Source organism: Bdellovibrio sp. (genome assembly GCF_047637665.1).
Taxonomy (GTDB): Bacteria; Bdellovibrionota; Bdellovibrionia; order Bdellovibrionales; family Bdellovibrionaceae; genus Bdellovibrio.
Genome location: NZ_JBLJBT010000044.1, coordinates 76,161 through 101,098 on the forward strand (window position 1 = coordinate 76,161; position 24,938 = coordinate 101,098).

General features: G+C 47.6%; 23 protein-coding genes. 6 read left to right on the forward strand and 17 right to left on the reverse strand.

Going from position 1 to position 24,938, the window contains the following annotated elements:
- Positions 1-94: 94 nt before the first annotated feature.
- From ACM64D_RS15365 to ACM64D_RS15430, 14 genes are all read right to left on the reverse strand, one after another.
- Entirely contained in the window at positions 95-526 is a 432-nt protein-coding gene (locus ACM64D_RS15365; RefSeq protein WP_415064114.1) for a TIGR02530 family flagellar biosynthesis protein, read from the reverse strand.
- On the reverse strand, positions 526-1,530 hold the full coding sequence (locus ACM64D_RS15370) for a flagellar hook assembly protein FlgD (RefSeq protein WP_415064115.1): 1,005 nt from the start codon (positions 1,528-1,530) through the stop codon (positions 526-528). The genes ACM64D_RS15365 and ACM64D_RS15370 overlap by 1 nt, the downstream gene beginning before the upstream one ends.
- Before the next feature lie 19 nt (positions 1,531-1,549).
- A complete protein-coding gene (locus ACM64D_RS15375; protein WP_415064116.1) occupies positions 1,550-3,400 on the reverse strand; it encodes a flagellar hook-length control protein FliK in 1,851 nt (616 codons plus the stop codon).
- A 43-nt stretch (positions 3,401-3,443) separates the two neighbouring features.
- On the reverse strand, positions 3,444-4,259 hold the full coding sequence (locus ACM64D_RS15380) for a magnesium transporter MgtE N-terminal domain-containing protein (RefSeq protein WP_415064117.1): 816 nt from the start codon (positions 4,257-4,259) through the stop codon (positions 3,444-3,446).
- Between the two features lie 2 nt (positions 4,260-4,261).
- Positions 4,262-4,711: a flagellar export protein FliJ gene (gene fliJ / locus ACM64D_RS15385; protein ID WP_415064118.1), complete on the reverse strand. Its 450-nt coding sequence runs from the start codon at positions 4,709-4,711 to the stop codon at positions 4,262-4,264.
- A gap of 53 nt (positions 4,712-4,764) precedes the next feature.
- Positions 4,765-6,093, reverse strand: coding sequence for a FliI/YscN family ATPase (locus ACM64D_RS15390; RefSeq protein WP_415064119.1), 1,329 nt, complete (start codon positions 6,091-6,093; stop codon positions 4,765-4,767).
- Positions 6,093-6,896, reverse strand: a complete 804-nt coding sequence (locus ACM64D_RS15395; protein ID WP_415064120.1) for a FliH/SctL family protein — start codon at positions 6,894-6,896, stop codon at positions 6,093-6,095. Before ACM64D_RS15395 ends, ACM64D_RS15390 begins: the two co-directional genes overlap by 1 nt.
- A complete protein-coding gene (fliG, locus tag ACM64D_RS15400) occupies positions 6,883-7,917 on the reverse strand; it encodes a flagellar motor switch protein FliG (RefSeq protein WP_415064121.1) in 1,035 nt (344 codons plus the stop codon). The genes ACM64D_RS15395 and fliG overlap by 14 nt, the downstream gene beginning before the upstream one ends.
- Positions 7,917-9,566: a flagellar basal-body MS-ring/collar protein FliF gene (gene fliF / locus ACM64D_RS15405; RefSeq protein ID WP_415064122.1), complete on the reverse strand. Its 1,650-nt coding sequence runs from the start codon at positions 9,564-9,566 to the stop codon at positions 7,917-7,919. The genes fliG and fliF overlap by 1 nt, the downstream gene beginning before the upstream one ends.
- Positions 9,567-9,589: 23 nt before the next feature.
- Positions 9,590-9,925, reverse strand: a complete 336-nt coding sequence (gene fliE / locus ACM64D_RS15410; RefSeq protein ID WP_415064123.1) for a flagellar hook-basal body complex protein FliE — start codon at positions 9,923-9,925, stop codon at positions 9,590-9,592.
- 76 nt (positions 9,926-10,001) lie between these two features.
- Positions 10,002-10,445, reverse strand: a complete 444-nt coding sequence (gene flgC, locus ACM64D_RS15415) for a flagellar basal body rod protein FlgC (RefSeq protein WP_415064124.1) — start codon at positions 10,443-10,445, stop codon at positions 10,002-10,004.
- Between the two features lie 3 nt (positions 10,446-10,448).
- The gene (gene flgB, locus ACM64D_RS15420) at positions 10,449-10,862 is read right to left on the reverse strand and encodes a flagellar basal body rod protein FlgB (RefSeq protein WP_415064125.1); all 414 of its coding nucleotides are present in this window, start codon (positions 10,860-10,862) and stop codon (positions 10,449-10,451) included.
- The gene (locus tag ACM64D_RS15425) at positions 10,859-11,701 is read right to left on the reverse strand and encodes a sigma 54-interacting transcriptional regulator (RefSeq protein ID WP_415064126.1); all 843 of its coding nucleotides are present in this window, start codon (positions 11,699-11,701) and stop codon (positions 10,859-10,861) included. Before ACM64D_RS15425 ends, flgB begins: the two co-directional genes overlap by 4 nt.
- Positions 11,702-11,709: 8 nt before the next feature.
- A complete protein-coding gene (locus ACM64D_RS15430) occupies positions 11,710-14,502 on the reverse strand; it encodes a tetratricopeptide repeat protein (RefSeq protein ID WP_415064127.1) in 2,793 nt (930 codons plus the stop codon).
- A 204-nt stretch (positions 14,503-14,706) separates the two neighbouring features.
- Between ACM64D_RS15430 and ACM64D_RS15435 the strand changes: the two genes are divergently transcribed.
- From ACM64D_RS15435 to ACM64D_RS15455, 5 genes are all read left to right on the forward strand, one after another.
- Positions 14,707-15,195, forward strand: a complete 489-nt coding sequence (locus ACM64D_RS15435) for a hypothetical protein (protein WP_415064128.1) — start codon at positions 14,707-14,709, stop codon at positions 15,193-15,195.
- Complete coding sequence (locus ACM64D_RS15440) at positions 15,195-15,980, forward strand: MlaE family ABC transporter permease (RefSeq protein ID WP_415064129.1); 786 nt, start codon at positions 15,195-15,197, stop codon at positions 15,978-15,980. Before ACM64D_RS15435 ends, ACM64D_RS15440 begins: the two co-directional genes overlap by 1 nt.
- A complete protein-coding gene (locus ACM64D_RS15445) occupies positions 15,977-16,723 on the forward strand; it encodes an ABC transporter ATP-binding protein (protein ID WP_415064130.1) in 747 nt (248 codons plus the stop codon). Before ACM64D_RS15440 ends, ACM64D_RS15445 begins: the two co-directional genes overlap by 4 nt.
- Positions 16,723-17,538: an MlaD family protein gene (locus ACM64D_RS15450; protein ID WP_415064131.1), complete on the forward strand. Its 816-nt coding sequence runs from the start codon at positions 16,723-16,725 to the stop codon at positions 17,536-17,538. Before ACM64D_RS15445 ends, ACM64D_RS15450 begins: the two co-directional genes overlap by 1 nt.
- 135 nt (positions 17,539-17,673) lie before the next feature.
- Complete coding sequence (locus ACM64D_RS15455) at positions 17,674-18,504, forward strand: S1 family peptidase (RefSeq protein WP_415064132.1); 831 nt, start codon at positions 17,674-17,676, stop codon at positions 18,502-18,504.
- 13 nt (positions 18,505-18,517) lie between these two features.
- Here ACM64D_RS15455 and ACM64D_RS15460 read toward each other — a convergent pair whose 3' ends face one another.
- The 3 genes from ACM64D_RS15460 to ACM64D_RS15470 form a co-directional block, all read right to left on the reverse strand.
- The gene (locus tag ACM64D_RS15460) at positions 18,518-22,471 is read right to left on the reverse strand and encodes an SPRY domain-containing protein (protein WP_415064133.1); all 3,954 of its coding nucleotides are present in this window, start codon (positions 22,469-22,471) and stop codon (positions 18,518-18,520) included.
- Between the two features lie 121 nt (positions 22,472-22,592).
- Positions 22,593-23,102, reverse strand: coding sequence for a hypothetical protein (locus ACM64D_RS15465; protein ID WP_415064134.1), 510 nt, complete (start codon positions 23,100-23,102; stop codon positions 22,593-22,595).
- 18 nt (positions 23,103-23,120) lie between these two features.
- Complete coding sequence (locus ACM64D_RS15470) at positions 23,121-23,516, reverse strand: DUF721 domain-containing protein (RefSeq protein WP_415064135.1); 396 nt, start codon at positions 23,514-23,516, stop codon at positions 23,121-23,123.
- Positions 23,517-23,539: 23 nt separating this feature from the next.
- Between ACM64D_RS15470 and trmFO the strand changes: the two genes are divergently transcribed.
- Positions 23,540-24,862 carry a methylenetetrahydrofolate--tRNA-(uracil(54)-C(5))-methyltransferase (FADH(2)-oxidizing) TrmFO gene (gene trmFO / locus ACM64D_RS15475; RefSeq protein ID WP_415064136.1) on the forward strand — a complete coding sequence of 441 codons (1,323 nt, stop codon included), beginning with the start codon at positions 23,540-23,542 and terminating at the stop codon, positions 24,860-24,862.
- The last annotated feature ends 76 nt before the right edge of the window (positions 24,863-24,938 follow it).

Below are 24,938 nucleotides of genomic sequence, written 5' to 3' on the forward strand. Positions count from 1 at the left end.
AGGACCAGCCCTAATATTAATTTTTTAACCCAGTCGCTGCCAGTTCAGTGTCCGCGCCACCGGCGCTCCCACATCCTCGGCTGCCGCCGTTGCGTTACAGAACCACTGTCGAATCGATGTTGGTGAATACGTTTTCTTTAAGCGCATTCTTGTCCATCACCGTCACAACCGTGTTGTTCTTCACGCTGACGATCAGTGCGGAGTCATTCATTAACACTAATGAATCCTTCGAACCCTTCGCCGCCGCTCTCGAAATGGCGTCTGAGAGTTTTGAGATGTCCTCAGGGCTATAACTTATTCCCCGAGTTCTCATACGCTCAATCGCGTGATTCGAGAACTTCACCCCTTCCGCAGCCTTGGCAAGGCCTTGAGGAGCGATCTGTCCAACATTCTGAGGCTTCATGCCTCCGACGTTATTCAGAGTCTCCTTGAAGGAGGGTCCCGTGCCCAGATCCGGTTGTTTGACCTTCCCTGGTTGCTGCGGAACGAGTTGATCTAGAGTCTGTATCTTCTTTAAGTCCACCATTATTTCGCCGTCTCCTTAGCGATTCTTTCCATCATGTCCCGGGATAATCCCACCGTGTTCATGATATTAGATTTTGCTCCAGGAGCGGGAGTTGGTGAAGTCTTTTGTGACTCTACATTTCCCTCTTTTCCAGTTTGTCCTGTGGCATCATCCTTTTTCAAGTCTAGGTTTGTAACATCATTTACTTTCTGGTCGTTACTCATAAGACGAGGGTCTGTAATCTTCTTCACGTCAGAGAATCGAATCGCTTGCGTTCCTACGTGCAGAACAGGTCCCTCACCAGAATAACTCACTCCTGTGATCACACCATCGAAGTCTGTTTTAATCCCGATCTTCTTACCGTCAGAACCTTTTGCCTCTGCGATAAATTGATATTCTCCCGGAGCTGCTTTCATCGCCTTTTCATCTTCACCATTCCAAGTCAGCTTGTTTTCACCCTGCTTGAGACCTTTGAGATTGTAAGTACGAACAATGTTTCCTTCCGCATCACGCACTTTCACTGACACCTCACTTGCTGCCATCGGCAACGTGAATTTAAAGTCGTGATCTTTGTCATTCACGCCACGAATCACCTTCGAAGAATCCCCCGCCACAGCTTTGCCGATCAGATTCAGTGCTTGAAAATTCTCTGATGGCTTTTGGCCATTCTTCAACTCTTCAAGTGTTCTGTTCATGTTCTGCATCTGCTCAAGTGATGAGAAGTTCGCAAGCTGTGCGGCCATCTCATGACTCTTCATGGGATTTGTCGGATCTTGATTTTTCATTTGCGTAAGCATCAACTTAAAAAATGCGTCTTTGTCCAAATTTGGATTTCCCGTAGCGCGCACTTTTTTTGAAGGATCTGTCCAGTTCGCATCGACAATTTTATTAAGAACTTCGCCGACGTTTTCTCCGCCGACTTTATCTTTATCCAGAGCACTGACATTGGATGGACCTGCATTCTCCGCTTTCGTTTGCGTCGCACCGAATGCATTGACTCCTAATTTCGTACTCATCATTGTCATATCGACTCCTTCTTGCGCCTTAAGCTACCAAATTTATTCCGCTGCCTTTACCATCCACACTGCGTGCGCCCGCTTTACTTGCGGTCTCAATGGGCTGCAAAGGGTCTCGACGAGGATTTCCATAACCTTTGAGATTCGGCATCTCCGTGAAAGACTCTCGACGTCCTTGAGAACCAAAGTTTTCATTAAACTGGTTCCAAAATTGACGAGCTTGGTCTCTCTGGTTCTGACCGTTCATATTGGTCTGGTTTTGTGTCGCCGTATCCGCAGACGTTGAGTTCACAACATCCACCTTTACATTTTCCATCGAGAGCTTGTGAGCAGCAAGACTGGTTTTCAGTTCAGCTAGACTAGACTCAATCGTCTTTTTAGCCTCCTGAGTATCCGCAGACATCTGCAAGTTCACTTTGCCGTCTTGAAGCATCACTTTGAGGTGAATAGTTCCCATGCCCTCAGGGGTCATTTGAACCTTCATCTCGCCGCCACCCTTTTTAATCAAGTATTGAGCTTGATTCATGAGCTGCTTCACAGCGGCCTCATTCTCTCCCGGATTTGCAGGCGCCGTGGGTGCTGAAGCCGTCAGAGGCATTGCCGCATCCATCTTCAAGGCGTCGCCTTTAATCGGCGCACCATGAACGCCTTCAAGGCCTGTGAGACTGCTCTTGAAGTCCGTTGCTTTTTCCGTGAGTTTTCCCAAAATCTCTTTTTCAGAAGTCATGCCTTTTTGCATGAACTGCTGCGAGTTCTGCTGCATCAAAGACTGCCCTTGAGATTGATTCTGGAAAAAGGCCTCGGGAGTGACTTTACTTTGCACTTGAGGATGTGCCCCCTGCAATGCCGTCACTGGCTTTTCCATTTTCGGTGTCTGGATAGCTTGCTGAAATTCCTCCATCAAAGCAGGGGCCTCTTCTTGAGGGCCCTCTTGGCCAGCTCGTGAAGCGGCGGCTTGTTTCGCCGCCAAAGCCGCTAAGAGTGCCGGAGACATAGTCTCTGCCATCTGACCCTTTAAATGAGGCGGAAGCTCTTCCAACTTGGCACCTGGAGCCTGAGGCTGCGAAGTCATCTCAGAAGACATTTCCATCTCAGGAGCATCCATCGGAATTTCCTCTTGAGGTAATGCCTCCGCAAATGAACCTTCATCCATCATCATTCTTTGCGCCAAAGAATCTTGCAAAGAAGGCATCGAAGTTGGTACTGCTTTGGGCTCTTGATTCATCCAGAACTTTTGCGTTACACGATCTACCGACGCACTCAAAGTATTTTGTTTTCCTTGAGCCGCGGCAATTCGCGCCTGCATATTCTGTTGAGACATTCCAGCTCCACCAAATGTCATCTCTGACACGGGCTTGGCTTGCGGTTGTTGCTGAGGCATCTGATTGAGTTGCATGAGCAACGCCGCATACATCGCACGAGCTTTGTCTGCGTCTGCATCATCCAATCCCAATTGATCAATCACAGCATCCGCTGTCACTTCGGGGGATTGTGCGAGTTGGTTTTCATCCAGCTGGGCCATCGCCTCCACAAGTCGTGTGGGGGATATTTCGAATTCACTCTCGAATGAGTCCATGAACTCCTGTATTGCCTGCTGTCGAACCGTCGCCTTCTTGGTTATCTTCCCTTCCGGTTTGACGACCTCTGTTTCCGTCTTCCTTGCCTCTGATCTTTCGGGCTTTTCTTCTTTCGCCCTCATCTCTTTCGGCAGCGACTCTTTCATTTCTTTCGGGCTTTTCGAAACTCTATCTTCGAGAGCCTTTCCGAACGAAGAATCGGAGTCGGAACCTTTGAAACCCTTCTCTGCCGCTCTGTCCGGCGAGGATTTCAAATCGGTCGCTCCCACCATTGGGGGGCCGACTGCGATATTTTGTAACAAACCTTCCTCCTTGAAACTATCCGCGCCTTCCTGGCGCAGTCAGTTAGTGAGACGCTGGAGAGCGTCGTTTATAACCTGCAAACATCTCCGATAAGATTTGAGCCTTTTCGGGTTTTAATAAATTCATGATATCAGCAGCATTCTTCTTTTTCATACGTCCAAGTATTTCAACTGCCAAATCCTCGTCCATTGTCTCAAAGACTTTAGCCGCTTGTGGAGGCTTCATATTGGAGTACATCTGTACCAAGGTATCGACTTTCTGGTCGTCGGCCTTGACTCGGTCCTCCAGCATGTTGGAAATCTTTCCTCGCATCTCTTCCAGTTCTTTCAATCTCTTTTCAAGTTCTACTCTTTGAACCTGAAGTTCACTTTCCATGCGATTGAGTTCTTCTTCACGCGCATCAAGTTCTTTTTTTCGATCATTCAACTTTTGCAGATGATCAATTTCAGCGGTGCTCATAGATGCGCTAGCAGACTCGGGGACAGCGACGTCGGTTTTTCCATTCGCCACAGGAGCAACGGGGGCCGGAGCCGCCGGTCCTTGCGCCACCGCTTCTCCCGTCATCTGAATTTCCACTCGCTTAATGAGACTCTCCACCTGTTCGTGGTTCTGAAAACCCCAGATCGCAACCATAAAACCAAAAAAGGAAACGCCCACCATTTTCCAGGGAACAGAGGATCTCTTTTTCTTTTTTGGACTCCCCATCTTCATGCGACGACGGATTTGTTGTTCAACATCTTCAGATGCCAAATCCAGATGCAGGCGTGTAGGAGCGGGTTTCTTCTGAAACTTAACGCCACTTTGCTGATCTGCGACCTTGCGTGCATTTTTGAAGAATTGATCGTATCCGCTTTTCATCCTTAAGATTCCTTCACTGCTTTAAAGCGCAGGATGCTTTGTTCATCCATCTCTTTTTGGTCTTGAGCGAGTCTTTCATGTCGATACTCTTCGAACTTGTTTTCTCGCATCTTCTCCATAATTTTATATTCCTGAGCGGCTTGTCGCAAAACCTCTCTCTTGGACTCGACCAATTTTTCTATTTCTTGAATTTTTTGCTTTTGCTTGTGGATAAGGATTTCCTGGCCCTTGAGAAACTCATGGATCTGGGTTAGGGCTGGACCTTGGGCCCCTCCCTGAGATGACAAAGCCCCAGCCTGAGTGTGAGCCCCCGTTTTCTGCTGCAACATCTGCTCAAGGCGAGCATTTTCCTCATTCAGCAGCATCATGGCTTCTTGAAAGTCTTTTTGGGCCAAGTTTTCTTTGATCTTGCGATGTTCAAGTACTTTTTGCAGCGGAAATTTAAACTTCATGTAAGCTACTCCAGTTCCGGGCCTCCGGCCCTACCCACTGTGCGCCAGACGCTTTAAGCGTTGACAAGGATCTGCTGCATTTGCCGGATCGTTTGAGTAAAATTCGTCGGATCTTCGACTCTTTGCTTAAGGAAGTCATTCACTCCATCGATGACTTTCACCGCCTTATCAATCTTGGGGTTTGATCCCGGCTTATAAGCCCCGATATTGATCAGATCTTCGGCATCTTTATAAATTGCCAAGGTTTCTCTTAACTTCTGCGCTAACTTCACATGCTCTGGTGACGAAACGGCGCGCATCACTCGACTTGCACTTTGCATAATATCAATAGCCGGGAAATGTCCTTTTTGTGCCAACGCACGACTTAAAACAATGTGCCCATCAACGATAGAACGAACGGAATCCCCGATGGGATCATTCATATCGTCCCCTTCAACCAGCGTTGTATAGAATCCCGTGATACTGCCTTCCCCTTCGAAGGAGCCGGCTCTTTCTAACAACTTTGGCAAGGTCGCAAAAACACTGGGGGTGTAACCTTTTTGGGACGGTGGCTCCCCGGTACTGAGGCCGATTTCCCGTTGGGCCATCGCAAAACGAGTCACCGAATCCATCATCAGAAGAACATTCTTCCCTTGGGAACAAAAATACTCTGCCAAAGCGGTAGCCACGTAAGCTCCGCGCATACGCAAGAGAGGACTTTGGTCACTCGTCACACAAACCACCACCGAACGGGCCATGCCCTCCGGTCCTAAATCATGCTCGATAAATTCTCGAACCTCACGTCCCCGTTCACCGATCATGGCAATAACGTTGACATCGGCATTGGTATTCCGAGCCATCATCCCCAAAAGAACAGACTTACCAACTCCAGAACCCGCCATAATGGCGACACGCTGACCTAGACCTGCGGTTAATGCTCCGTTAATAGCGCGAATCCCTAAATCAATAGGTTCGCGAATGGGTCTTCGCTCTAAAGGATTTCGAACTTCACTGTACAGTGGGACTTCACGGAAATTCTCGACTTCGCCCTTATCATCCAGGGGACGACCCAAACCGTCCACCACGCGCCCTAAAAGCTCTTCGCCGGCGCGAACCGTGGCAATTTGACGAGCCAAAACAATCTTTGAGCCCAAAGCCACGCCTCTCATGTCATTGAGAGCCATCATCAAAACATGTTTGTCTTTAAATCCAACGACTTCAGCTAAGAAAGACTTATCCATTCCGCTGGGAATGATTTGCACGATACTTCCGACACTGGCTCCGGGCAAATACCCTTTGATCAACATACCATTGACCTCAGTGACCTTGCCACTATCCTTGGTCAAGTGGATGCTGCTGACCACTTCAGAATATTTCTCCAGATTCAGCTCTAGCTCGTTCATCAGCCGGCAATCCTGTCTTTTACTTTAGGCATGTTTTCAGAAAGCACTGTCCAAAGCTGTTCAATACGTTGTTCTAAGCGAGAGTCGACTTCACCGTAGTTCGTTTCGACGATACAACCGCCATCGGCCACTTCGGGACTGGGTTCAAAACGAATGCGCTTGATGAATTCAAACTCACGACCCGTTTCTTTCTTAAGCTCTTCCAAAAATTCAAACTGACCTTGAGAAACTCGCACGGTGATATTTTCTTCGTCCTGCGAAAGACTGACGGCATCACGAAGGATTTGCACCATCGCTTCATTGTTGTTGTGCAGTTCGGTCTTTGCCAAACGCGCCGCCATCTGAAAGGTCAATTTAATAAGATGGGATTCATTGAACGAAGCCATCTCTTTTTTCATCTCTTTGATAGCATTTAAAAGCGCATCCATGGATTCCATGCGCTCGGCAATCTCGGCGGAGACCTTTTCGAAAGCCTCTTTACGACCCTCTTCAAGTCCCAGTCGATAGGCCTCTTGATAAGCGCCTTCTTGGATCTCTTTGAGTTTTTCTAAGGCGGCCGCTTCAACCTTTTCTTCTTCACTGACTTTTTCAACTTGATCGATACCCGTTTGAACCCGAACCGCATCGTTCATACGGAAATCGGAACCCTTACCTTTTTCCGCCAGGTAATTCAATGCCTGCTCGGGAGTGCCCAGATCAAAACGGGCCGGAACGAACTCCAGCACGGTTTTTTCTGCCAGCTCCTTGGGAAGGACCGATTTTGAAACGCGGTTTGTATTCGGCTTCAAATTAGACCATGGCATCTTCTGAACCACCTCTTGCAATCAAGATTTTTCCTTCCGCTTCGAGTCGTCGCGCAACGTTGACGATCTCTTGCTGCGCTTGTTCTACGTCGGACAAACGAGAAGGTCCCATGTTCGACAAATCTTCACGCAGCATATCGGCCGCACGCTGAGAAATATTCTTGAGGATTTTTCCACGAATATCTTCGCTGGCAGTTTTGAGGGCCAACAAAAGTTTTTCGTTGGGAACTTCTTTGAGAAGAGCCTGAATACCACGGTCGTCGATTTTGACGATATCGTCGAAAACGAACATCAACTTGCGAATTTCTTCCGCCAAAAGAGGATCTTTCTCTTCCAAGCGAGACATAATCGCCGTTTCCGTGTTCTTGTCCATAACGTTGAGCATCTCGGCCACCGGCTGAACACCGCCCAATGCGGCTTGTTCGACCGTTGCCGTATTTGAGAGCTGATTTTTCATCACGCGGTCAATCTCCGCAATCAACTCAGGGTCGACGTGTTCAAGGTTGGCCATACGAAGCACCACCTCAGCTTGCAAAGCCTCGGGAAGACGTTTCAAAACCTCGCCCTTTTTTTCAGGTTCTAAGTGCGCTAAAATCACGGCCACGGTCTGCGGATGTTCGTTCACTAGGAACGTTGCCAAGGATTTCGCATCGACCATCTCTAAAGACTCCAAAGAGCGTGAGCCCCCCGAAGTGATGTTCAAACCCCCGAGGATACCACGCGCTCGCTCTTCTCCCAAAGCATCGACGATCGTGTCTTTGGCAGAAATACTTTCTGAGAAGATATAGTCTTCTGTTTCAGAGATCATTTCATAGTATTCTTCTAAAACGCGTTTGGTGACATGAACCGGAACAACACGTAATTTGCTCATCTGATTAATCAGCTTGCGAATGTCGGCGTCGTCCATGTGGCGAAGAAGGACTTTCACCGCATCTCGTCCCAGATAATTGATAAGGATTGCGGCCTTATCAAAACCTTTCAAATGTTCATACTCAATATTTTCGGCCTTATGAAGTTTCATTAGCCATCCTTCCTAACAAGCCACATACCAAAGGCATTGGCTGCTTTCTCTTCATCTCGAGACATCGTCGCCATAATACGATCTTTAAGAAGTTCGCTTTCGGCTTTTTCAGGATCAATAGATTCTTGCAGCACGGGAAGAGCCGTCGACATACCAGGCAATGTGCTATCGACAGACTGCAGCTCTTCAAGCTCCTCAATGGTTCTAGGTAACATCTCCTCAACAGAGTCTTGGAAGCTGTCAGTAATCCACTGCATGAAGGGACGAACCACGATAAAGAAGAACAAGGCCAAGCTGAAACCCAAAAGCGCCCACTTGAACAAGGCATGGATCAACTTTTTACGCTCTAACGTCGTCAAGATCTTTTCAGCTTCCGAGAAGTCCTCTGGCTGAAACTGGATATTTTCAATACGAACACTGTCGCCTCGAGCCGTATTATAGCCGATCGCATTTTTTACCAGATCTTCGTATTTTTTCAGTTCTTCGGCAGAACGCGGCTGCCATTTGGTTTCCGTCGTACCGTCTTCTTTGGTCACGGTCGTGCTAAATCCATCAACCACCACAGCAACACTGACACGCTCTAAAGCACCCGCCGCTTCGCGAATGTTGCGAACTGTTTTAGGAACATCATAATTTGTGGTCTTAATTTCCTTTTTAACATCCTGACGGAAACCCACAGTTCCTTGATCTTCTGCTCCAGGTAAATTGGATCGGCTTCCCGGAACGCCCGATGGATTGGTGCGTGAACCATCCAAAGATTCCTCTTCGGATTGCTGAGAGCGAATGGCCGTTTTATCAGGATCCACAGACTCTTCCACAGAAGAAATCACGCGGTGATTCAAGGTGGCATCCACCTTCGCCACCACTTTGGCATGTCCCACGACCTTGGCAAGGATATCTTCAATACGATCTTTTAAATCATTTTCAATTTTTGCTTTAAGATCCAAGAGCTCATTAGAGCCACCGGTCGTCCCATCGGACTGACGGGTCAAAACTTTTCCACGTTCATCAAGAACTGTCACCTTGTCGGCATCCAAACCTTCAACGGCATTGGCAACAAGGTAGCGAATACCACGAATCTGCTCAGGAGCTAGTTCTTTTCCTTGGTGTAGCTCGACAACGACAGAAGCCGAAGCTTGCCCGCCCTCCTCCAGGAAGGTCTTCTTATTCGGCAACGCCAAAATCACCTTTGACTGCTTCACCGCCGTCAAAGTGTTAATCGCTCTCATCAACTCCCCTTGCAAGGCTCGTTGATAGTTGATTTTTTGTGCGTATGAGTTCATTCCGAAATCTTGCTTATCAAAGATTTCCAAACCGATGGAGCCCATCTTAGGCGAACCGATTTCTGACATCAAAGTCATTTGCGTCGAATGCAACAACTCTTTGGGGATTGCGATCGTCTGACCGCCATCGCGCAACTGGAAAGGGATGTTCTTTTCGTTCAGTTTCGCCACCATCGTCGAAACTTGTTCCGTCGGAATGTTCGTAAAGAGTGGAACATAGTCCTTCCCGGATGCCATGAAGAGCATGGTCAAAATCGCGATGGCCGCGATAACGGTAACTGCAACGACCGAAAGTCTTTTGGTTGGCCCCAAGTTTTTAAAGAACTCACGAAATTGGATGACCAATCCACCGAAAATTTTGTTCAAGGTAACCCCTCCGACCTAAAAAACTAAACCTGCATCTTCATGACTTCTTGGTACGCATCAATAATCTTGTTGCGCACTTGCACCATCACCTTCAAGGCGATGTCTGCTTTTTCTGCCGCGATCATAACATCCGCGACATTATCCGTTTTTCCGGTTGCGAGATTCTGCATGGCTTTGTCTGAAGCCTTCTGCATTTCATTCACGCTCCCAACGGCCTCTTTTAGGGTGTCGGCGAAGCTCTTACCAGTACCTGCTGTGGAACTCGATGATGAAGGGCTCTCGATGCTTAACGACTTGGAATCACGAGTGATCCCTGTGTCGAGAAACCTATTCGCATTTGATACAGTAAAACCCTCCATGGCTTCACCTTCTCCTTATAAAAATTGTAATATAACTAAACTCAAAAAGTCCTTAAAAATTGCCCAGGTCCAGGAACTATCTGCCTATCTCCAAAGCCGAAAGCGCCATATCCTTGGATGCCTGCAAAGCCGTGACATTGGCCTCATAGGAGCGAGAGGCCTGTATCATATTGGTCATCTCTTCCATGAGGTTGATATTGGGATAAGCCACATAGCCATCCGCATTCGCATCAGGATGATCCGGTTCATACTTCAACAAAGGAGCTTTTCTGTCTGAAATCACATCTGTGACCTGGACTCGCTGGAAGTTCCCCGCGGGATCTGAGGAGGTGATAATCTCCCCAAAGTTCTTCGCGTCTGGCATGGCCTCAAAAACCACGTCCTTACGGCGATAAGGGCCGCCCTCCGGAGTCTGAGTCGTATTGATGTTGGCAATATTGCTGGCAATGGTATTCATGCGCATTCTTTGCGCCGCCATACCACTGCTGCTGACTCTCATCCCGGTCAAAAAATCAGCCATCTATTACCGCCCTTCAGTCGCAGCATACTTCAAGGCTGCCATCTTCTTATTAATCAACTGCAAGGCCGCTTTATACATGATTGCGTTCTCAGACAACGCTGACATCTCTTTTTCCACGTCCACGGTGTTACCGTCATTATTCACGGCCCCTTCGGGGTCTTCATAAATATCAGGACGAGTTTTCGTGACGGAGTTTCCACCCACCGCGAAGTGTTCCGGACTGCTGGTGCTTAATGAATTACCGCCATCCAAGTCGAGGGCTCTTTGCAAGGCCCCTTCAAAATCCATCTTCTTGGCGTGATACCCGGGGGTTTCCGCATTGGCGATGTTTGATGAAGTCACATTATGACGGAGCTGTCTCATCGACAGAGACGTGGCTAGAGCGCTGGTTGTTTTATCGAAAAGTCCGCTACTCATAAAACCCCTTCCTCCTTGTATTCATTAAGTTTATTTCTCAATGTTCTAATACTAATGCCTAACATCTGTGCCGCCCGGGTCCGGTTCTGGGCCGTCAACTCCAAGGTCTGTAAAATAAGACGCTTTTCCACCTCGGAAAGGGACATTCCTGGAGCAAAATCCAAGGCCATATCTTCAACAATAGCCTCAAATTGAATGGCTTCGGGTCCAATCAATGAAGATTTTGCAAGGACCACCGCTCTTTCCAGCACATTTTCAAGTTCTCGAATGTTGCCGGGCCAGTTCCAAGAATTCAGACGCTCGTAAGCTTCTGCCGTTAAACGCAGTCCACTCTTACCATGAATGATCTGGGCCACTTCCAGAATAAAACTCACGATGTTCTGAAAATCCAGAGCGCGATCTTCAAGACGAGGAACTTCCAAATGCACGACCGCCAACTTATAAAATAGATCTTGGCGAAACTGGTCTTGTTTGACCAACGCACGAATATCACGACGTGACGTTGAAATGAAACGAGGGCGCGAGCCATCCGTTCTTTCCACCAACTTCATCAAATCATTCTGCATGGTGACACTTGCACAATCGAGATCTTCAATCAAAAGGGTGCCGCCATCCACTTTAGAAAAGTCAAAGCCGCCGGCATTCTTGCAGTCCAAACAATACAGGCGCGGCGACCGGCTTTTTGTGTAGACGTAACGAGCCAAACTTGTTTTACCAACACCCGCCTCCCCGACGATCAACAGACTTGCTTGGGTCGCGGCCAATTGCATACTGAGTTGCTTTACCTCATGCATTTTTCTATCTTCGATATGTAAAGCATCAAAATCAAAGTACGACATCAAAACTCCTATTTGCCTTGCTCGTTCTCAGACATCGCTGGAATTCTCTTGATATATTTCTTATAACCATCGCGCCATTCAGAATTCTTCAGTTGCTCTTGGGCTAAATTCTTCCAAAAAGCGCTTTTTTCACCTTTAAAGTCATTCCATACTTCCGCTGCTTTTTGGATTTCGCCGCGCTTGAAGTAGATCTGACCTAACTTGTAACGAATGGAAGACAACGGACGACTGTCTTCGTATTTTTCAAGAAGGCGATCGTACGAGGCCGTCGCTTTTTCTTCCTGGCCTTTTTCCAAATAGATATCACCCATCATTTCCAAAGCTTTCGCATGAGTTGCGGCAGCGACTTTTCCAGAATCTTTGGACAACTGATCAACCATTTCCAACGCCTGAAGGGCTTCGGCGGAACGTCCCTGTTTTATCTGCAAGTCCGCTAATTTAAGATAAGGATCCGCCACGAGTGACGGCTGTCCCTTCCAGGTTCTTAAAAGTTCACCCAAATAGCGAATCGCGGATTCATGATCGCCCCGTTTTTCTAAAAGACGAACGGCAATATTCACTCTTTCGATTTGATCTTGTTCTTTGAGCTGCTCAGGTGTTTTGATATTTTTTAGATACTCATAGGCCTGATTATATTTGTGCTCCTGATTGAAAACGGAAGCCAAACGAAGATTCAATTCGCTTTCAGACGGACTTTGCTCGGTAATTTGGATTTCTTTTGCTTCTTGAGTTCCACGAATCGCGTAAGTGCGATTCAAAACATCTTTATAATATTTTTCAGCCTCAGCGGGGGCTCCACCCATCTCAAAAGCTCGGCCGATGTTATATTTCGTGTCCAGACGCTTGGAATTCTTCAACCAGGTATCAGCATATTGACTGTGTGTTTTTAGTGCACGAATGAAATTTCCGTCGTCCACTTCCGTTTGAAGTTTTTCATTAATATTGGCCACGATTCTATTTGTCAGCAAAGGCACATCCACAGAGGTCGGATGCTCCTTATAATATTTTGATAAAAGATCAATCGCCTTTTGGTGCTCGCTGCGGCTGCTGTAACCATCGGCCACCATGATTGTCGCAAACTGCTCCATATTAGGAAGATCTACTTTTTTTGCCAAAGACATGATTTCACTGACGGCGTTATTCACTTCTTTGGGTTTCATGCCCTTCATACGAGCGCTCAGAAGACGAAGACGGGCAATCACCGCACTTGGATTTTCACCATAACGGAAATAAGTTTCTAGATAGGCTCCCATCACGCGAGACTTGTCGGCGCCAAAAATCTCGAGGAGCTCTCCCAACCGAGTCATCGCAAAGGGAGCATGATTACTGCTTGGGAATCTCTTCACAAAGTCACGGTAGACATCCAAACTTTGGTTGTATTTCTTCATCCAAAATAAAGATTCGGCCTGATTGTAATAGGCATTCGGATACGAACCTTGCCCCTCTGGGTATTTCGTCAGGGCTTTTTGGTACTCTTCAACGGCCTTGGTATAATTTTTAGCACGAACCCAAACATCGCCACGGCGGAAAGCGGCTTCCACCTTCAAATCACGGTTCTTCGAATTCTTTTCAACCGCGTCGAACTGAGCTACCGCATCATCCCACTTGCTCAACTTCAAGAAAGCCAAACCACTTCCTAAACGGGCCAAGTCTTTGGAAACAGCATCACTGTCACCAAAGTTCTTATTTTCAATATGTTCGTTGAAAAGACGGAGCGCTCCTAAATAGTCTCCCTTTTCAAAAGACAGATATCCAATCTTGAGTGAGGTTCTTTCTGCCAAAGGGGACCGCGGATATTTTGCGACGGCATCTTTATATCTTTGAATAGCTTCATCATAGCTCTGGCTGCGTCCCTCATTTTGCCACAAAGCCAAATGCACATCCGCAGTCATATAATCAATGACTTCATTATATTCTGATTCAGGATATTTTTCTTTAAACCACTGCTGAGTCTTAAGGAAAACCGCATATCGCTGCTTTTCAAAGAGCGTCAAAAGCAAGCGCGCTTGTTTATTTTCCTCTGTCGACTTGGCGGAGATCTCGTAAAGCGTCGGAGTGACCTTCATTTTTTCCCAATACGTCACAGGCGTCTCTAACATCGGGAAGGGGATGTAGTAGTTGTCTTTTGCGCGGATCAAGGATTCTTCCTTGATTTCATAGTCCTTAATAGAAAAACGGCTGTACTCAGGATCGCCACCGTCAAAGATTCCTGACTTTACGACGTTCTCATTTTGTGCGACGGCCACGCCTTGATTGCCAATCGCCAAGGCGTCAGCCGTTGCCGGTTTTCTCTTCTTGTCAGTTTTTGTTTTAGCAATTTCTTTTGAAGACTTAGCAGGCAACTCCGTGGGAAGAGTTTCAACTTTTTTGGCTTCTACCACGGGCTTGCTGACCTTCTTCGCTTTAGCGTTGGGATTTAAGTAAAAATCCATGATCAAACGGGAAGGCTGGTCGGTCAGGTAGTCAAAGGTGTCGATATCCTCACCTGAAAGAGTAAACGAAACCACATGCTTCCCATCAGGTCCTTTGGGATCCACGGACACCAGAGTTACAAAATCACTTTTAAAGGAATTCAATGACTTAATTGTGGACTCATCCAAGGCCGGCACCGTCATTTCAACAACGGTCTGACCTTTCTTTTCAAGGCGTTTAACGTCATAGTCCCAGTTCTGCTGACCGAGAAGTTCCAAGTGAACGGTGTCCCCTTGAAAATTAATCACGCCATTGACCTTATTAGCCTCTGCTGAAGCTAGACCTAAGAACAGGCATCCTGCCATAATCACAAATCGCAAAGTGTTCACTCCTTGAACCCCTTCTTTTCCTTCTTTGTGCTGTTGCACATACGGTGCCAGCCCTTTCGAAGGTCCATTGGCAAATAAGTTCAAGATGGGCAAAAAGTTTCATAGAATTTCTGTCAGGCCTGACAAACTCATGACAGAGACTTTGGTCCTAATTCACATTGTCAGACTGAATTTTCCATCAAAAGATTCCGATAGATAGGCGTTATGAGAAACCACTTTGTTATCTGCATCATGAGTCTGCTTCTTGGAAGTTGTGTGTCGGTTCAATTCCCCGGCGGGAAATCTACGTCTGCAAAGGATGTGGAGTTCAAAGCCCCCGCTGCTCCCTTTAAGGAAATCACCACCTCCAAGGCCGATAAAACCTGGTTAAGTTCCCAAACGGGCAACACCATTTCTTTTTTCTCTGAATGCGGAAGCAGCAACGACCCCTCTCTTGCACAAATTGAAAATGAATCTTTGAGCGCCCTCAGCAATTTAGAAATCTTGAAATCTGAAGAGTTGACTTATAACTCCAGGGCCGCCCACCAAACGATCGCCCGGGGCAAAGTCGACGGTATTCCGGTGCAAATTTCTCTTTTAGTATTTAAGAAGAATGGCTGCAATTACACCCTCAGCTATGGTGGTGTTCAAGTGCAATTTTCCTCCGAAGAACCCACCTTTGAAGACTTTAAACGAAATTTTAAGGCTCCCTGATGAATAACCTTGGATTGCCCTTCACAGTTTTCTTAATGGAAACCCTTCACTTCGTCGGAGGCGTCGGCCTTTTGACTCGGGAGGTATTGAAGGAACTGAAGGGCCGTTTCTATTGGAAACTTTTGGTCGAACAAATCTTCCAAATTGGGGCTCGTTCTTTACCCCTCATTGTGATCACCGCTGTCAGCACGGGAATGGTGATGTCCTTGCAGTTTGGTCTGGGCTTAGAAAAGTTTGGCGGAAAGCTTTATGTCCCCAAACTACTTGCTGTCACGATCCTGCGAGAGATGGGGCCGGTTTTTACAAGTTTGATGTTGGCGGCCCGCGTGGGAGCTGGAATTGCCTCTGAAATCGGAAGTATGGTCGTCACCCAGCAAATTGATGCCATCCGCGCTCTAGGAACTTCGCCGATTAAAAAGATCGTCATTCCTCGTGTGATGGCTTGCTTGATCACTCTTCCCATTCTGGTTTCTATCGCCAATATCGTGGGAAACACCGGTGGCTTGATTATCGGAGCGACAGAGTTGAATCTCGATCCAAACTTCTATTTGCTCAAAGTCCTGACCACTTCTTCCATCAAAGACTACTTGTCTGGATTTGGAAAAACATTCTTCTTTGCTCTTTTTATCGCAATCCCCTCTTGCTATTTTGGTCTCACCGTTCAGAACGGCACCAAAGAAGTGGGCATTGCGACAACCAAGGCGGTGGTGGTGTCTTCCATTCTCATCCTCGTTGGTGACTTCTTCTTGTCGAAACTTTTTTGGATCGTGGAGAAGATGGTATGAGTGACGTAAAACAAGGTGTCATTGAAGTCGTTGATTTTCACAAATCGTTTGGCTCAAAAAAAGTCCACGAAGGTGTCAGCTTCTATGTTCGTAAAGGAGAATGTCTGGGCCTGATCGGAGGCTCTGGGACAGGCAAGAGTGTTCTTTTGCGTAGCCTTGTGGGATTAGAAAAGCCGGATAAGGGACAAATTCTTATTAACGGCGTCGACATCGCCCCCATGCGTGAACAAGAGTTGGTAGAAATCCGCAAAAAAGTGGCTTACGCCTTTCAAGGCGGAGCTTTGTTTGACTCTATGACCGTTTACGAAAACTTGGCTTATCCCCTTCGCGAACATTTTCAATATTCCGAACAAGAAATCGCGCAGAAAATTCACGCACAACTTTTGGAGTTTGGACTTCCCGGCTCTGAAAGTCTTTTTCCAGGAAATCTTTCCGGGGGAATGCAAAAACGCGTGGGTTTGGCTCGCGCCATGATGATGCATCCTGATGTCGTTTTATATGATGAGCCGACGGCGGGACTAGATCCCTATAACACCAAACGTATTCAAGAATCTATTCTATCACTCAAAGCTAAAGGTGTTACTTCTATTTTGGTCACTCATGACATGCCAACGGTGTATGCCGTCTGCGATAAGGTCGCCCTCCTGCAAAACCGCCGCATCAGTGAACAATATACCATCGACAAACTTAAACAGGTCCCCGAGGGACCCATGAGTCAGTTTATTAACGGAGAAAGTGCATAATGGAATCTCAAACAGGCACTCAAATTAGAGTTGGAATTTTTCTTTCCGTTGGGATCGTGTTCATCTTAGGCTCGATCTTCTTTTTGGGAGCAGATCGTGCTCTTTTTACCAGCTATGTCCGTGTTCATGCTCACTTTGAACAGGTTCAAGGGTTGTCCTCTGGCAGCGTGGTTTCACTTTCGGGGATCACCGTCGGTAATGTCGAAAACATCACCTTCTTGCCCGAGAAGAATGCGCTGGACGTAAAAATGAAGATCAACGCTGAATATATCGGTCGTCTTCGTCAAGGATCCCAAGTGGAAATTCGCACTCAAGGAGCTTTGGGCGATAAGTTTGTCTATATCATTCCCGGCGATCCTCGCAATGAGATGGTTAAAGAGGGTGAAATTCTAGATGTTGCCAAGGCCACGGATCTTTTGGGCATCATCTCAGAGCGGGGAAGCGAAACAAATCGCATCTTCGATATCATCAACGAACTTTACAAAATCACCCACACCATGAATGCCGACAATCGTTTTGGCCGCCTGATGGGAAATCTTGAAAGTGCCAGCACCAGTCTAACCCTGGCTAGTAAAGAAGCTCAAAGGTTTGTGACTCAAATCAACGCCCACGGCGGTGGTGAAAAGTTTGGTCGCTCCATCGATAAGTTGGACTCCATCATGACTAAGATCGACAAAGGCGAGGGAACTCTTGGTGCTCTGATCAACGATCCTTCGATTCACAACCAGCTCAAGGCCATGCTGGGAGGCTCTTCCCGCAAGGAGCATGTGAAGTCATTGCTGCGAACTTCGATTGAGAAGGAAAGTAAGGATTAAGCAGCCCCACTCTAACACACCGGGAGCCAGAGCCATTGCTCCCGACCGCAATTTTAGTCACTATCTATTTTTTTGACAGTTCAACTCGCAAATAGGACGTCTAAAGCGTGTTACGTTTTTGCAAGGCTGGAACGCATGAGAAAATTGATCGTTTTTGCCCTCATGTTAAGTGCTTGCCAAGGTTCCTTCACCTCAGACCCGTCGAATACTCTTTTGCAAGAGGCCGATTCGATTGTTGGCGGCGTCACCGTTTCTCCCGAGAGCCCCTTAAATCAAAAGGCTTTTTCGCTCAGAGTCCTCTCGAATCCTAAGACTGTTCAAGAAGGGGATGCGACAACGACCTACTATTCTGTCTCCCAGTGCACGGCAAGCGCCCTCACTCCGCGTATTATTCTGACCGCCGCTCACTGTGTTTCCAGTTCCGCGACCGTTCACCGTATTGAGTTACCCACCGCTGACGGAAAAAAAGCCATTTACAAAGTCGCTAAAGCCATCGCTAACCCCGATTATGCTAAAGACGGCGTTTCTGATCTGGCCCTCATGCTTCTGGAGATTTCGTTGCCTGAAAATATCGAGACATTAAGTCTTCCTCCCAGAGACGTCGATCTTGATCTTAAAAAAATCACGGCCGCTGGCTTTGGACGCGTGGATGGGCGAAAATCTGTTCCAGGCAATCTCGGCATCTTAAGAACAGTGGAGTTAGACGTCGTCAGCTACTCAAAAACCTCGGCCACATTCCATGTGGATCAAACTGCCGGCAAGGGAATTTGCCAAGGTGACTCCGGTGGCCCCGCCATGATTGACATCAACGGAAAAACCGTGGTCGTCGGTGTGGTTTCAAAAACTCGTTATACTCCATCTCCTGATGGAGACCATGACTACTGCAACTTCCGCGGCCAGTATGTGAATGTGCAGAAGTATTTAGATTGGATTTTCGCCACGGCCACCCAACTAGCAAAGGAATAAAGGCGGCCACCTTCTATCGCGCTGTTGCGTATTTAAACGGAAAGTCAGCAAAAGCCACAAACAGATATGTGTCGTTATTGTTATTTCTGCTGACATCCGTCGTCCGAATTTTGAAGCCGCCAGCTAAAATATCAATTCCCACTGTTGATGAGATTTGCTCCTCACTGTTCCCGTTTGCATAAAGACTGGCGTCGATTAAATTGTATGCATTTCTCACAGCATCGTAGATGATCCAATTTGAACCCGCATAACTGGATGACTTGATCAAAATCCATTTCGGCCTGAATCCACACCAGACCAGAGGCCCATCGGCATTGCCATTCCCAGTATAAGAGCCCATCTTAGAAAAACCCTGAACTTCCGCAAAACAATACCCGATGTACCGATGCGTACTGTTGTTGGTTCCCAAATCTGTTCCCAACGAAATCACTGTGCTACTTGGCGCTGTTCCATTCCAAACGATAGCGGCTGAGCCCGCTGCATTTGTCGTCCAAAGTTGTAGATAGTTATTCGCCGAGGAAAAACTACCATGCCAAACACAAAATCCGGGAGTGGATGAGCTCAGATTTCTTATCAGGATAAAAGAAGGAGTCACACCAAGGCCGTGCCCCACTGTTGCCGCAGCTCCAGTGCCAACATATTTTATCAGTGAAATTCCCGCCGTCGCATTGATGGAAGCAGTTGAAGATATACTTCCCACGCTGTTTATACTTCCAGTATAGCCACCGGCTTTCCACATCCAAGCGACATAGGTGTCATTCAATGTTCCAACTGTGGTGTCATTCCCCACGATAAAGCCACCAGGATACACCCGTTGAATCGCTTGATTCTGGGGAACTTCGACGGCTGTCGTGTTTGATGTTAGGGGTCGGAAGATTCCCCGCGCGCTGTCTGCGATCACATGATTGTTCGCCGTTTTACGATCTTTTACCCACAATAAATCCGGTGTCCAATAATCCGCAGATGCCGCCGGGAAATTCGCAGCACAAAGAGCTTTAAACCCACTTGGTGGTGCATAAGAAAATGGTCGCTGACCAAAGTTCGCATGAATCACATTCCCACCAGCATAAGAGGACACGTAAAAATACAGATCTCCTGAAGGAAGGCCGACGGGTGTTCCCACGGCCACACCATTACGATAGCCCTGGACCGTGCCCGCATCCATATCCACAGCAATTCCGATGGCATCATCGTTCGCCCAACTCGTGAAAGCCTGGTTGAAGACTCCGTTTTGCCAGACCCCTCCGTTGGTACCGTTCGAGGTCGCCAATATACCACTATAAGTACCGGTCGCATTGGCCACCGCCACAGCTCCCCAAACATAATAAGCGCCCGTGTACCAATAGGAGGTCGCCGTCCCCTCAAAATACCATTTTCCCGTGGTAGGAAGTTGAATCGTCGAGTAGTTGTGACAAGCAGAACTTGTCGACGTGAGACCTCCTCCCGAAAGACCCGCAACAGCTGGAGTGAGAGGATTAAGAATAGGATAAGTTCCTACCGGCCGTGTGCCACCAGCGCCGTTGGTCGGAGAGTCAATCATGGCATCGTAAGTCACCCCGGCGGTTAAAGAAATATTATTTGTATTCCAATAATTGCTATTGCCGGAAAAATCTTTTCCGATTCCAGCATTACTGCCGGAAGTCAGCCCACTGGTATCACTGAAGGGAAGATAAAATCCCGTCGTCCCATAAGTGCCGGTGTACTGTTTGGGAATCCAAGTTCCCGTCGTTGCCTCCGTTTGTCCAAATGAAGAAGCCGTCAGGGCTTGTCCATCAATGAAATGCACCTCCGCCAGATAGGTGTCCATATACAGGGAGGCATATCCCGGCAATCCCGACGAAATGTAGTGGGTCGTGCCTGAGGCATTCCAACCATAAATGTTCCAATTCAACGCCGGATCCACCGAGTTAGAAAAATCCGTTTCTTGAACACCATCAATCCAAATCTTGATACGATTTGCCGCCGTCGCATTATCGGTGTCAAAGGCAACCACCGCGTGATACCAGCGACTGGGGTCTCGGTACTCACGCACAGTCAGTCGTTGCGCTTGCATCACGTTCCCCGTCGCAATTGCGACTTCAAATCGCGTGGGATTGTTCAAAGCAAAGCCAAATCCAATCGTGAAATAGTTCTGTCCATTGGTTCCAACGGTAAAGTGCCCCTCCACATTGGTCACTGAACCTCGCTTAAACCAATATGAAAACGTCATTTTGCGAGTGTTTCCACCCGCCCCAAAAGTTCGGGATAAATAGGGGCTCGCACTCGCTCTAAAGCGAAGTGAGTTATTAATCGCATAAGGGAAAGACGCCGCGGGAATTCCCACCGACGAAGTCGCACCCATTTGTCTAACAGCTTTAATCTGCCCATTGCCTGTATATGCCAGCACATCAAAATGCTGAGATGGCTTTTTGATAACCGGGTCCGGAAGATTGGCGGCACACAGAGCCTTAAATCCCGAAGGCACTGGATAACGGGCGTATCCACCAAAGGAGCTATCGTAATTTGAAGACGCAATCAGCGGCGCTTGACCAAAGCTAATGGCAAAAGGAATTTCTCCAAGACCCTGCATGTCTCCCACGGCAAAAAAGTAGATATCCGAGGCCGCCGCTGTGAAAGTTGGATTTGTACCCAGCGCGGGATTGCCGGAATTATGCCAAGCCCCGTTTTTACCAAACCAGAATTTTCGCGTATCCGCATCGTAAGCCATCTGCACAACATCGCCAACCGTGAACGAGGCTAAGCCCGTCAGGTAGCTGGCGGCATTATTCATGACATAACCCGGAGGATGATAGCCGTAACTTTTTGCTGTTCCTCCCAGATAGTCATAGGGAAGCTGGCGTCCATCTGTTAACCCCGCCCCTTGGTCACTCGAAACAATAGGAACTTCACAATACCACTTCCCCGTCGTCATTCCCTGAGTGGCGCAAGCATGGCTGTAGTTTCCACTGAGCCCCACACCCTGCAGATTCCCACTGTTTAACGAAAGATATGAAGTTCCTAATCCCGTCAACTGGGACAAGCAGGCGAAGTTCTTCGCAGGAGAATCAATCATCGCATCGTAACTTAATCCTGCAATCAATGGATTCCAACTCAAGGTCCAATCATTTTTAGTCCCCGAACGAGAAGAGGTCTGATAATCATATCCCAACGTCGCCTGAGACGTATTATTGGCAAATGGAAGATAGAATCCGTTTGCTCCCCAACCTCCCGCCGCGATCACGTTGGAACGAATTTGTGTTGCGGTCTGTGGAACCCAAGCTCCTGTAACTGTATCTATCTTGCCGAAAACCGTCGGAGACAGAGCCTGACCATCCACAAAACAATAATCACTGATATACCCGTTGGCATAATAACCAGCGGCATATCCGCCGATGTAGTGGGTGGTAGCCGTGTTCACACCGATAGCTTCATTCAACCCTAGCGAAGAAGCCCCCTTGGCCTGCTCGACTCCATTCACATACATTCGCGCCCGGTCGCTTTGCGTGGCCTGAGTCGTATCAATCGTTACCACCACATGAAACCATGCCGAAGGATCTCGAAACTGAATGAACCAATAATCTTTATTAGTCGTTCCATTCCGCACAAACATTCGATTGTCATAGGTCGCACCAAAAGCACCCGCTCCTGAAATTCCAACAGATCCGGCATCCCCGACTGAAAGAAGGGACATATCAAAGAGCGTGCTCAGTATTCCTGTTTTTTTGACCCACACAGAGAGAGTCATAATCTTGTTATTTGTGGGGGCAGAAAAAGTTCGGCTTAAATAAGTTGGACCTGAAGAACGAAGGCGAAGGCTTGCCCCAGCGGCGGTGGCACCGACAGAACTACCTCTCCAAAATGCTCCCATATTGTAGATCGCTTGGGCCTGTCCGCCGAAACCAAAAACCGTCGTCGCCAAAGGCCATGCCGATACACCCAGGGAGCCTTTCAAGAAATCTCTTCTTGAGATTTGACGCTTCTTTGACATAGCTTATTGTCTGCGTTTGCACAGTTCACCGCAAGAGAAAACAGTGAACTCCAAAATGACGAGATTGCAAGAAATCCTTCCACTCATCTCATTTCTGGATGTCTGACAAACTAGATCTTATCTACTTGGCTATTTCTTGAAGGTAAAAAGACTGGCTGAAAGAATCCACTACGACCTTGAGACAGCGAAACAGAAAGCTCTGCTGCTCAAGGCTGATTTGATGTTCGTCCTCTTCCGCGTAGATCGCTTCCACAATGTACTTCAAAACATGGGGTTGCGAGTACACGCTTTGGCGTGCAAGGAAATTTTCGATGGTCAATTCATTAGCGCGGGCCAATTCATGAAAGACACTTTCGTTCTTTTCAAAAACATCTTTGATGGCAGTCTCACTCAGACTTTCCAGGCGGCCCCGGGAAGAACTCTCGAAGATCTTCCACACAACCATGGCAATATAAAACCCGACGTTGGCAACGTCCTCGTTCGCATTGGTCTTCAGATAGTTCAAGACAAAACCCGCAAGAACGGGCTGATCATTTATAAATTTTTGAGAAAGCGCTTGAGCTTCTTGGGCATCTTCAATTTGCGAAGTGCCTTGCCAAACCTGTTCAACTATTTGGGAGGAAATTATCATCGCTGCACCCTCTACGAATTAATCGTCGTCGCCTTCGGGAGCTATCTTTTGAATCATCTCCCGAAATCCCTCTTGATCGGAATTGGGGACCTCGCGACGATCCAAAGTGAATTTGATATATTTTACAAAGTTCTTTTCAAATTTCTGATTGATGGTATCGCGAATATGATCCTTCATAAAGATCATCTGCTGCATCCAGGTGGAGTTGCGCACCCACACGTACAGCACACCCCGTTGAAACCCTACAGGCTCCGCATTTTTAGCGATCGTCGACCCTACAACCTCTTCCCATTTCGCCCACAGCTTCCAACGCATAAATTGCTCGGATAATGGCGACTTGCCATTTTCGAAAAGACTCTGTAGTACTTCCGAGCCGACAGATAATTTACCTTTGGGTTTCTTGTTGGAATCCATGTAAGAAAAGGTCTACCACAAAGATGACAAATTTCACTCAAAATCAAAAAATTACAGTGGTTGGCGCGGGGCTCGCAGGCTCTGAGTGCGCTCTCCAGCTTGCGGATCTTGGCTATCAGGTGGTTCTTTACGAAATGCGCGATAAAACCATGACGCCGGCCCATAAAACCAATAAATTTGGCGAATTGGTCTGTTCCAACTCTTTTGGCAGCCTGGGGGAACATTCAGCCCCCGGTCAATTGAAGTGGGAAGCAAAGAAACTTGGATCTCATATTCTTGAAGTCGCTTTTCAGGCACAAGTCCCCGCCGGGCAAGCCTTGGGAATGGACCGTGAAGTCTTCTCTGCTTTGATTACAGAGAAAATTAAAAACCATCCTCGCATCGAAGTCCGCAACGACGTCGTCACCTCATTAAGTGAGCTGCCTCGTCCTGCCGTCATTGCCACAGGCCCCCTGACTCACGAAGCTTTAGCCGAGGACATGCGAAAGCATTTCGGCGATGAGTTTCTCTATTTCTTCGACGCCATCGCCCCAATCATCGACGCGGACTCCATTAATACAGAAGTTGCGTGGAAGGCGGATCGCTATGACAAAGGCACGGGCGACTATTACAACTGCCCTCTGAACAAAGAAGAATACAATCGTTTTATCGAAGAGGTTCAAAACGCCCGAAAAATTGAACCCAAACATTTTGAGACCACAGATTTCTTCGAGGGCTGTATGCCGATTGAAGTGATGGTCGAAAGAGGTCCTCAGACTTTGCGTTTTGGTCCGATGAAGCCCATTGGTTTGGACAATCCCAAAACTGGGCGCTACCCCTATGCCGTGGTTCAACTTCGACAAGACAACAAAGAAGGCACCGCTTACAACATGGTGGGCTTTCAAACTCGCATGGCCTATGGCGAACAGATGCGCGTTTTCCGTATGATCCCGGGCCTAGAAAATGCCGAGTTTCTCAAGCTCGGCAGCATTCATCGGAATCTTTTTATTAACTCTCCTAAAAGACTGAATCAGGATCTTTCCAGTAAGAACGATCCTTGGCTCTTCTTTGCGGGACAGATCACCGGGGTGGAAGGCTATTTTGAATCGACCTGCACAGGTCTTCTAGTTTCTCGCTTTCTGCACCAGAAACTGCAGGACCGACCCTTCAGCCCTCCTCCGCGCGTGAGCGCCTTGGGTTCTTTACTGGAAGCGATCACAGATCCCACTCGGGCAGAGCATTTTCAGCCGACCAATATCAATTTCGGCTTATTGCCTCCCTTGCCCGAAAAAGAACGCGACAAGGAAGTGCGCAAACAAAAACAAATTGCTTTGGCGAAAGCTGCCATTGAAGAGTGGCAGCCCTAGTCACCGAGCATCTTTAAAACAAAAAAAGCCAACTCCGACGGAGTTGGCTTTTTGCAATTGATATATCTCTCTAGAA

Coding starts and splice junctions, on each gene's coding strand:
- ACM64D_RS15365 (WP_415064114.1), bottom strand. CDS start 526: ATGGTGGACTTAAAGAAGATACAGACTCTAGATCAACTCGTTCCGCAG.
- ACM64D_RS15370 (WP_415064115.1), bottom strand. CDS start 1,530: ATGACAATGATGAGTACGAAATTAGGAGTCAATGCATTCGGTGCGACG.
- ACM64D_RS15380 (WP_415064117.1), bottom strand. CDS start 4,259: ATGAAAAGCGGATACGATCAATTCTTCAAAAATGCACGCAAGGTCGCA.
- fliJ (WP_415064118.1), bottom strand. CDS start 4,711: ATGAAGTTTAAATTTCCGCTGCAAAAAGTACTTGAACATCGCAAGATC.
- ACM64D_RS15390 (WP_415064119.1), bottom strand. CDS start 6,093: ATGAACGAGCTAGAGCTGAATCTGGAGAAATATTCTGAAGTGGTCAGC.
- ACM64D_RS15395 (WP_415064120.1), bottom strand. CDS start 6,896: ATGCCATGGTCTAATTTGAAGCCGAATACAAACCGCGTTTCAAAATCG.
- fliG (WP_415064121.1), bottom strand. CDS start 7,917: ATGAAACTTCATAAGGCCGAAAATATTGAGTATGAACATTTGAAAGGT.
- fliE (WP_415064123.1), bottom strand. CDS start 9,925: ATGGAGGGTTTTACTGTATCAAATGCGAATAGGTTTCTCGACACAGGG.
- flgC (WP_415064124.1), bottom strand. CDS start 10,445: ATGGCTGATTTTTTGACCGGGATGAGAGTCAGCAGCAGTGGTATGGCG.
- flgB (WP_415064125.1), bottom strand. CDS start 10,862: ATGAGTAGCGGACTTTTCGATAAAACAACCAGCGCTCTAGCCACGTCT.
- ACM64D_RS15425 (WP_415064126.1), bottom strand. CDS start 11,701: ATGTCGTACTTTGATTTTGATGCTTTACATATCGAAGATAGAAAAATG.
- ACM64D_RS15435 (WP_415064128.1), top strand. CDS start 14,707: ATGAGAAACCACTTTGTTATCTGCATCATGAGTCTGCTTCTTGGAAGT.
- ACM64D_RS15440 (WP_415064129.1), top strand. CDS start 15,195: ATGAATAACCTTGGATTGCCCTTCACAGTTTTCTTAATGGAAACCCTT.
- ACM64D_RS15445 (WP_415064130.1), top strand. CDS start 15,977: ATGAGTGACGTAAAACAAGGTGTCATTGAAGTCGTTGATTTTCACAAA.
- ACM64D_RS15450 (WP_415064131.1), top strand. CDS start 16,723: ATGGAATCTCAAACAGGCACTCAAATTAGAGTTGGAATTTTTCTTTCC.
- ACM64D_RS15455 (WP_415064132.1), top strand. CDS start 17,674: ATGAGAAAATTGATCGTTTTTGCCCTCATGTTAAGTGCTTGCCAAGGT.
- ACM64D_RS15460 (WP_415064133.1), bottom strand. CDS start 22,471: ATGTCAAAGAAGCGTCAAATCTCAAGAAGAGATTTCTTGAAAGGCTCC.
- ACM64D_RS15465 (WP_415064134.1), bottom strand. CDS start 23,102: ATGATAATTTCCTCCCAAATAGTTGAACAGGTTTGGCAAGGCACTTCG.
- ACM64D_RS15470 (WP_415064135.1), bottom strand. CDS start 23,516: ATGGATTCCAACAAGAAACCCAAAGGTAAATTATCTGTCGGCTCGGAA.
- trmFO (WP_415064136.1), top strand. CDS start 23,540: ATGACAAATTTCACTCAAAATCAAAAAATTACAGTGGTTGGCGCGGGG.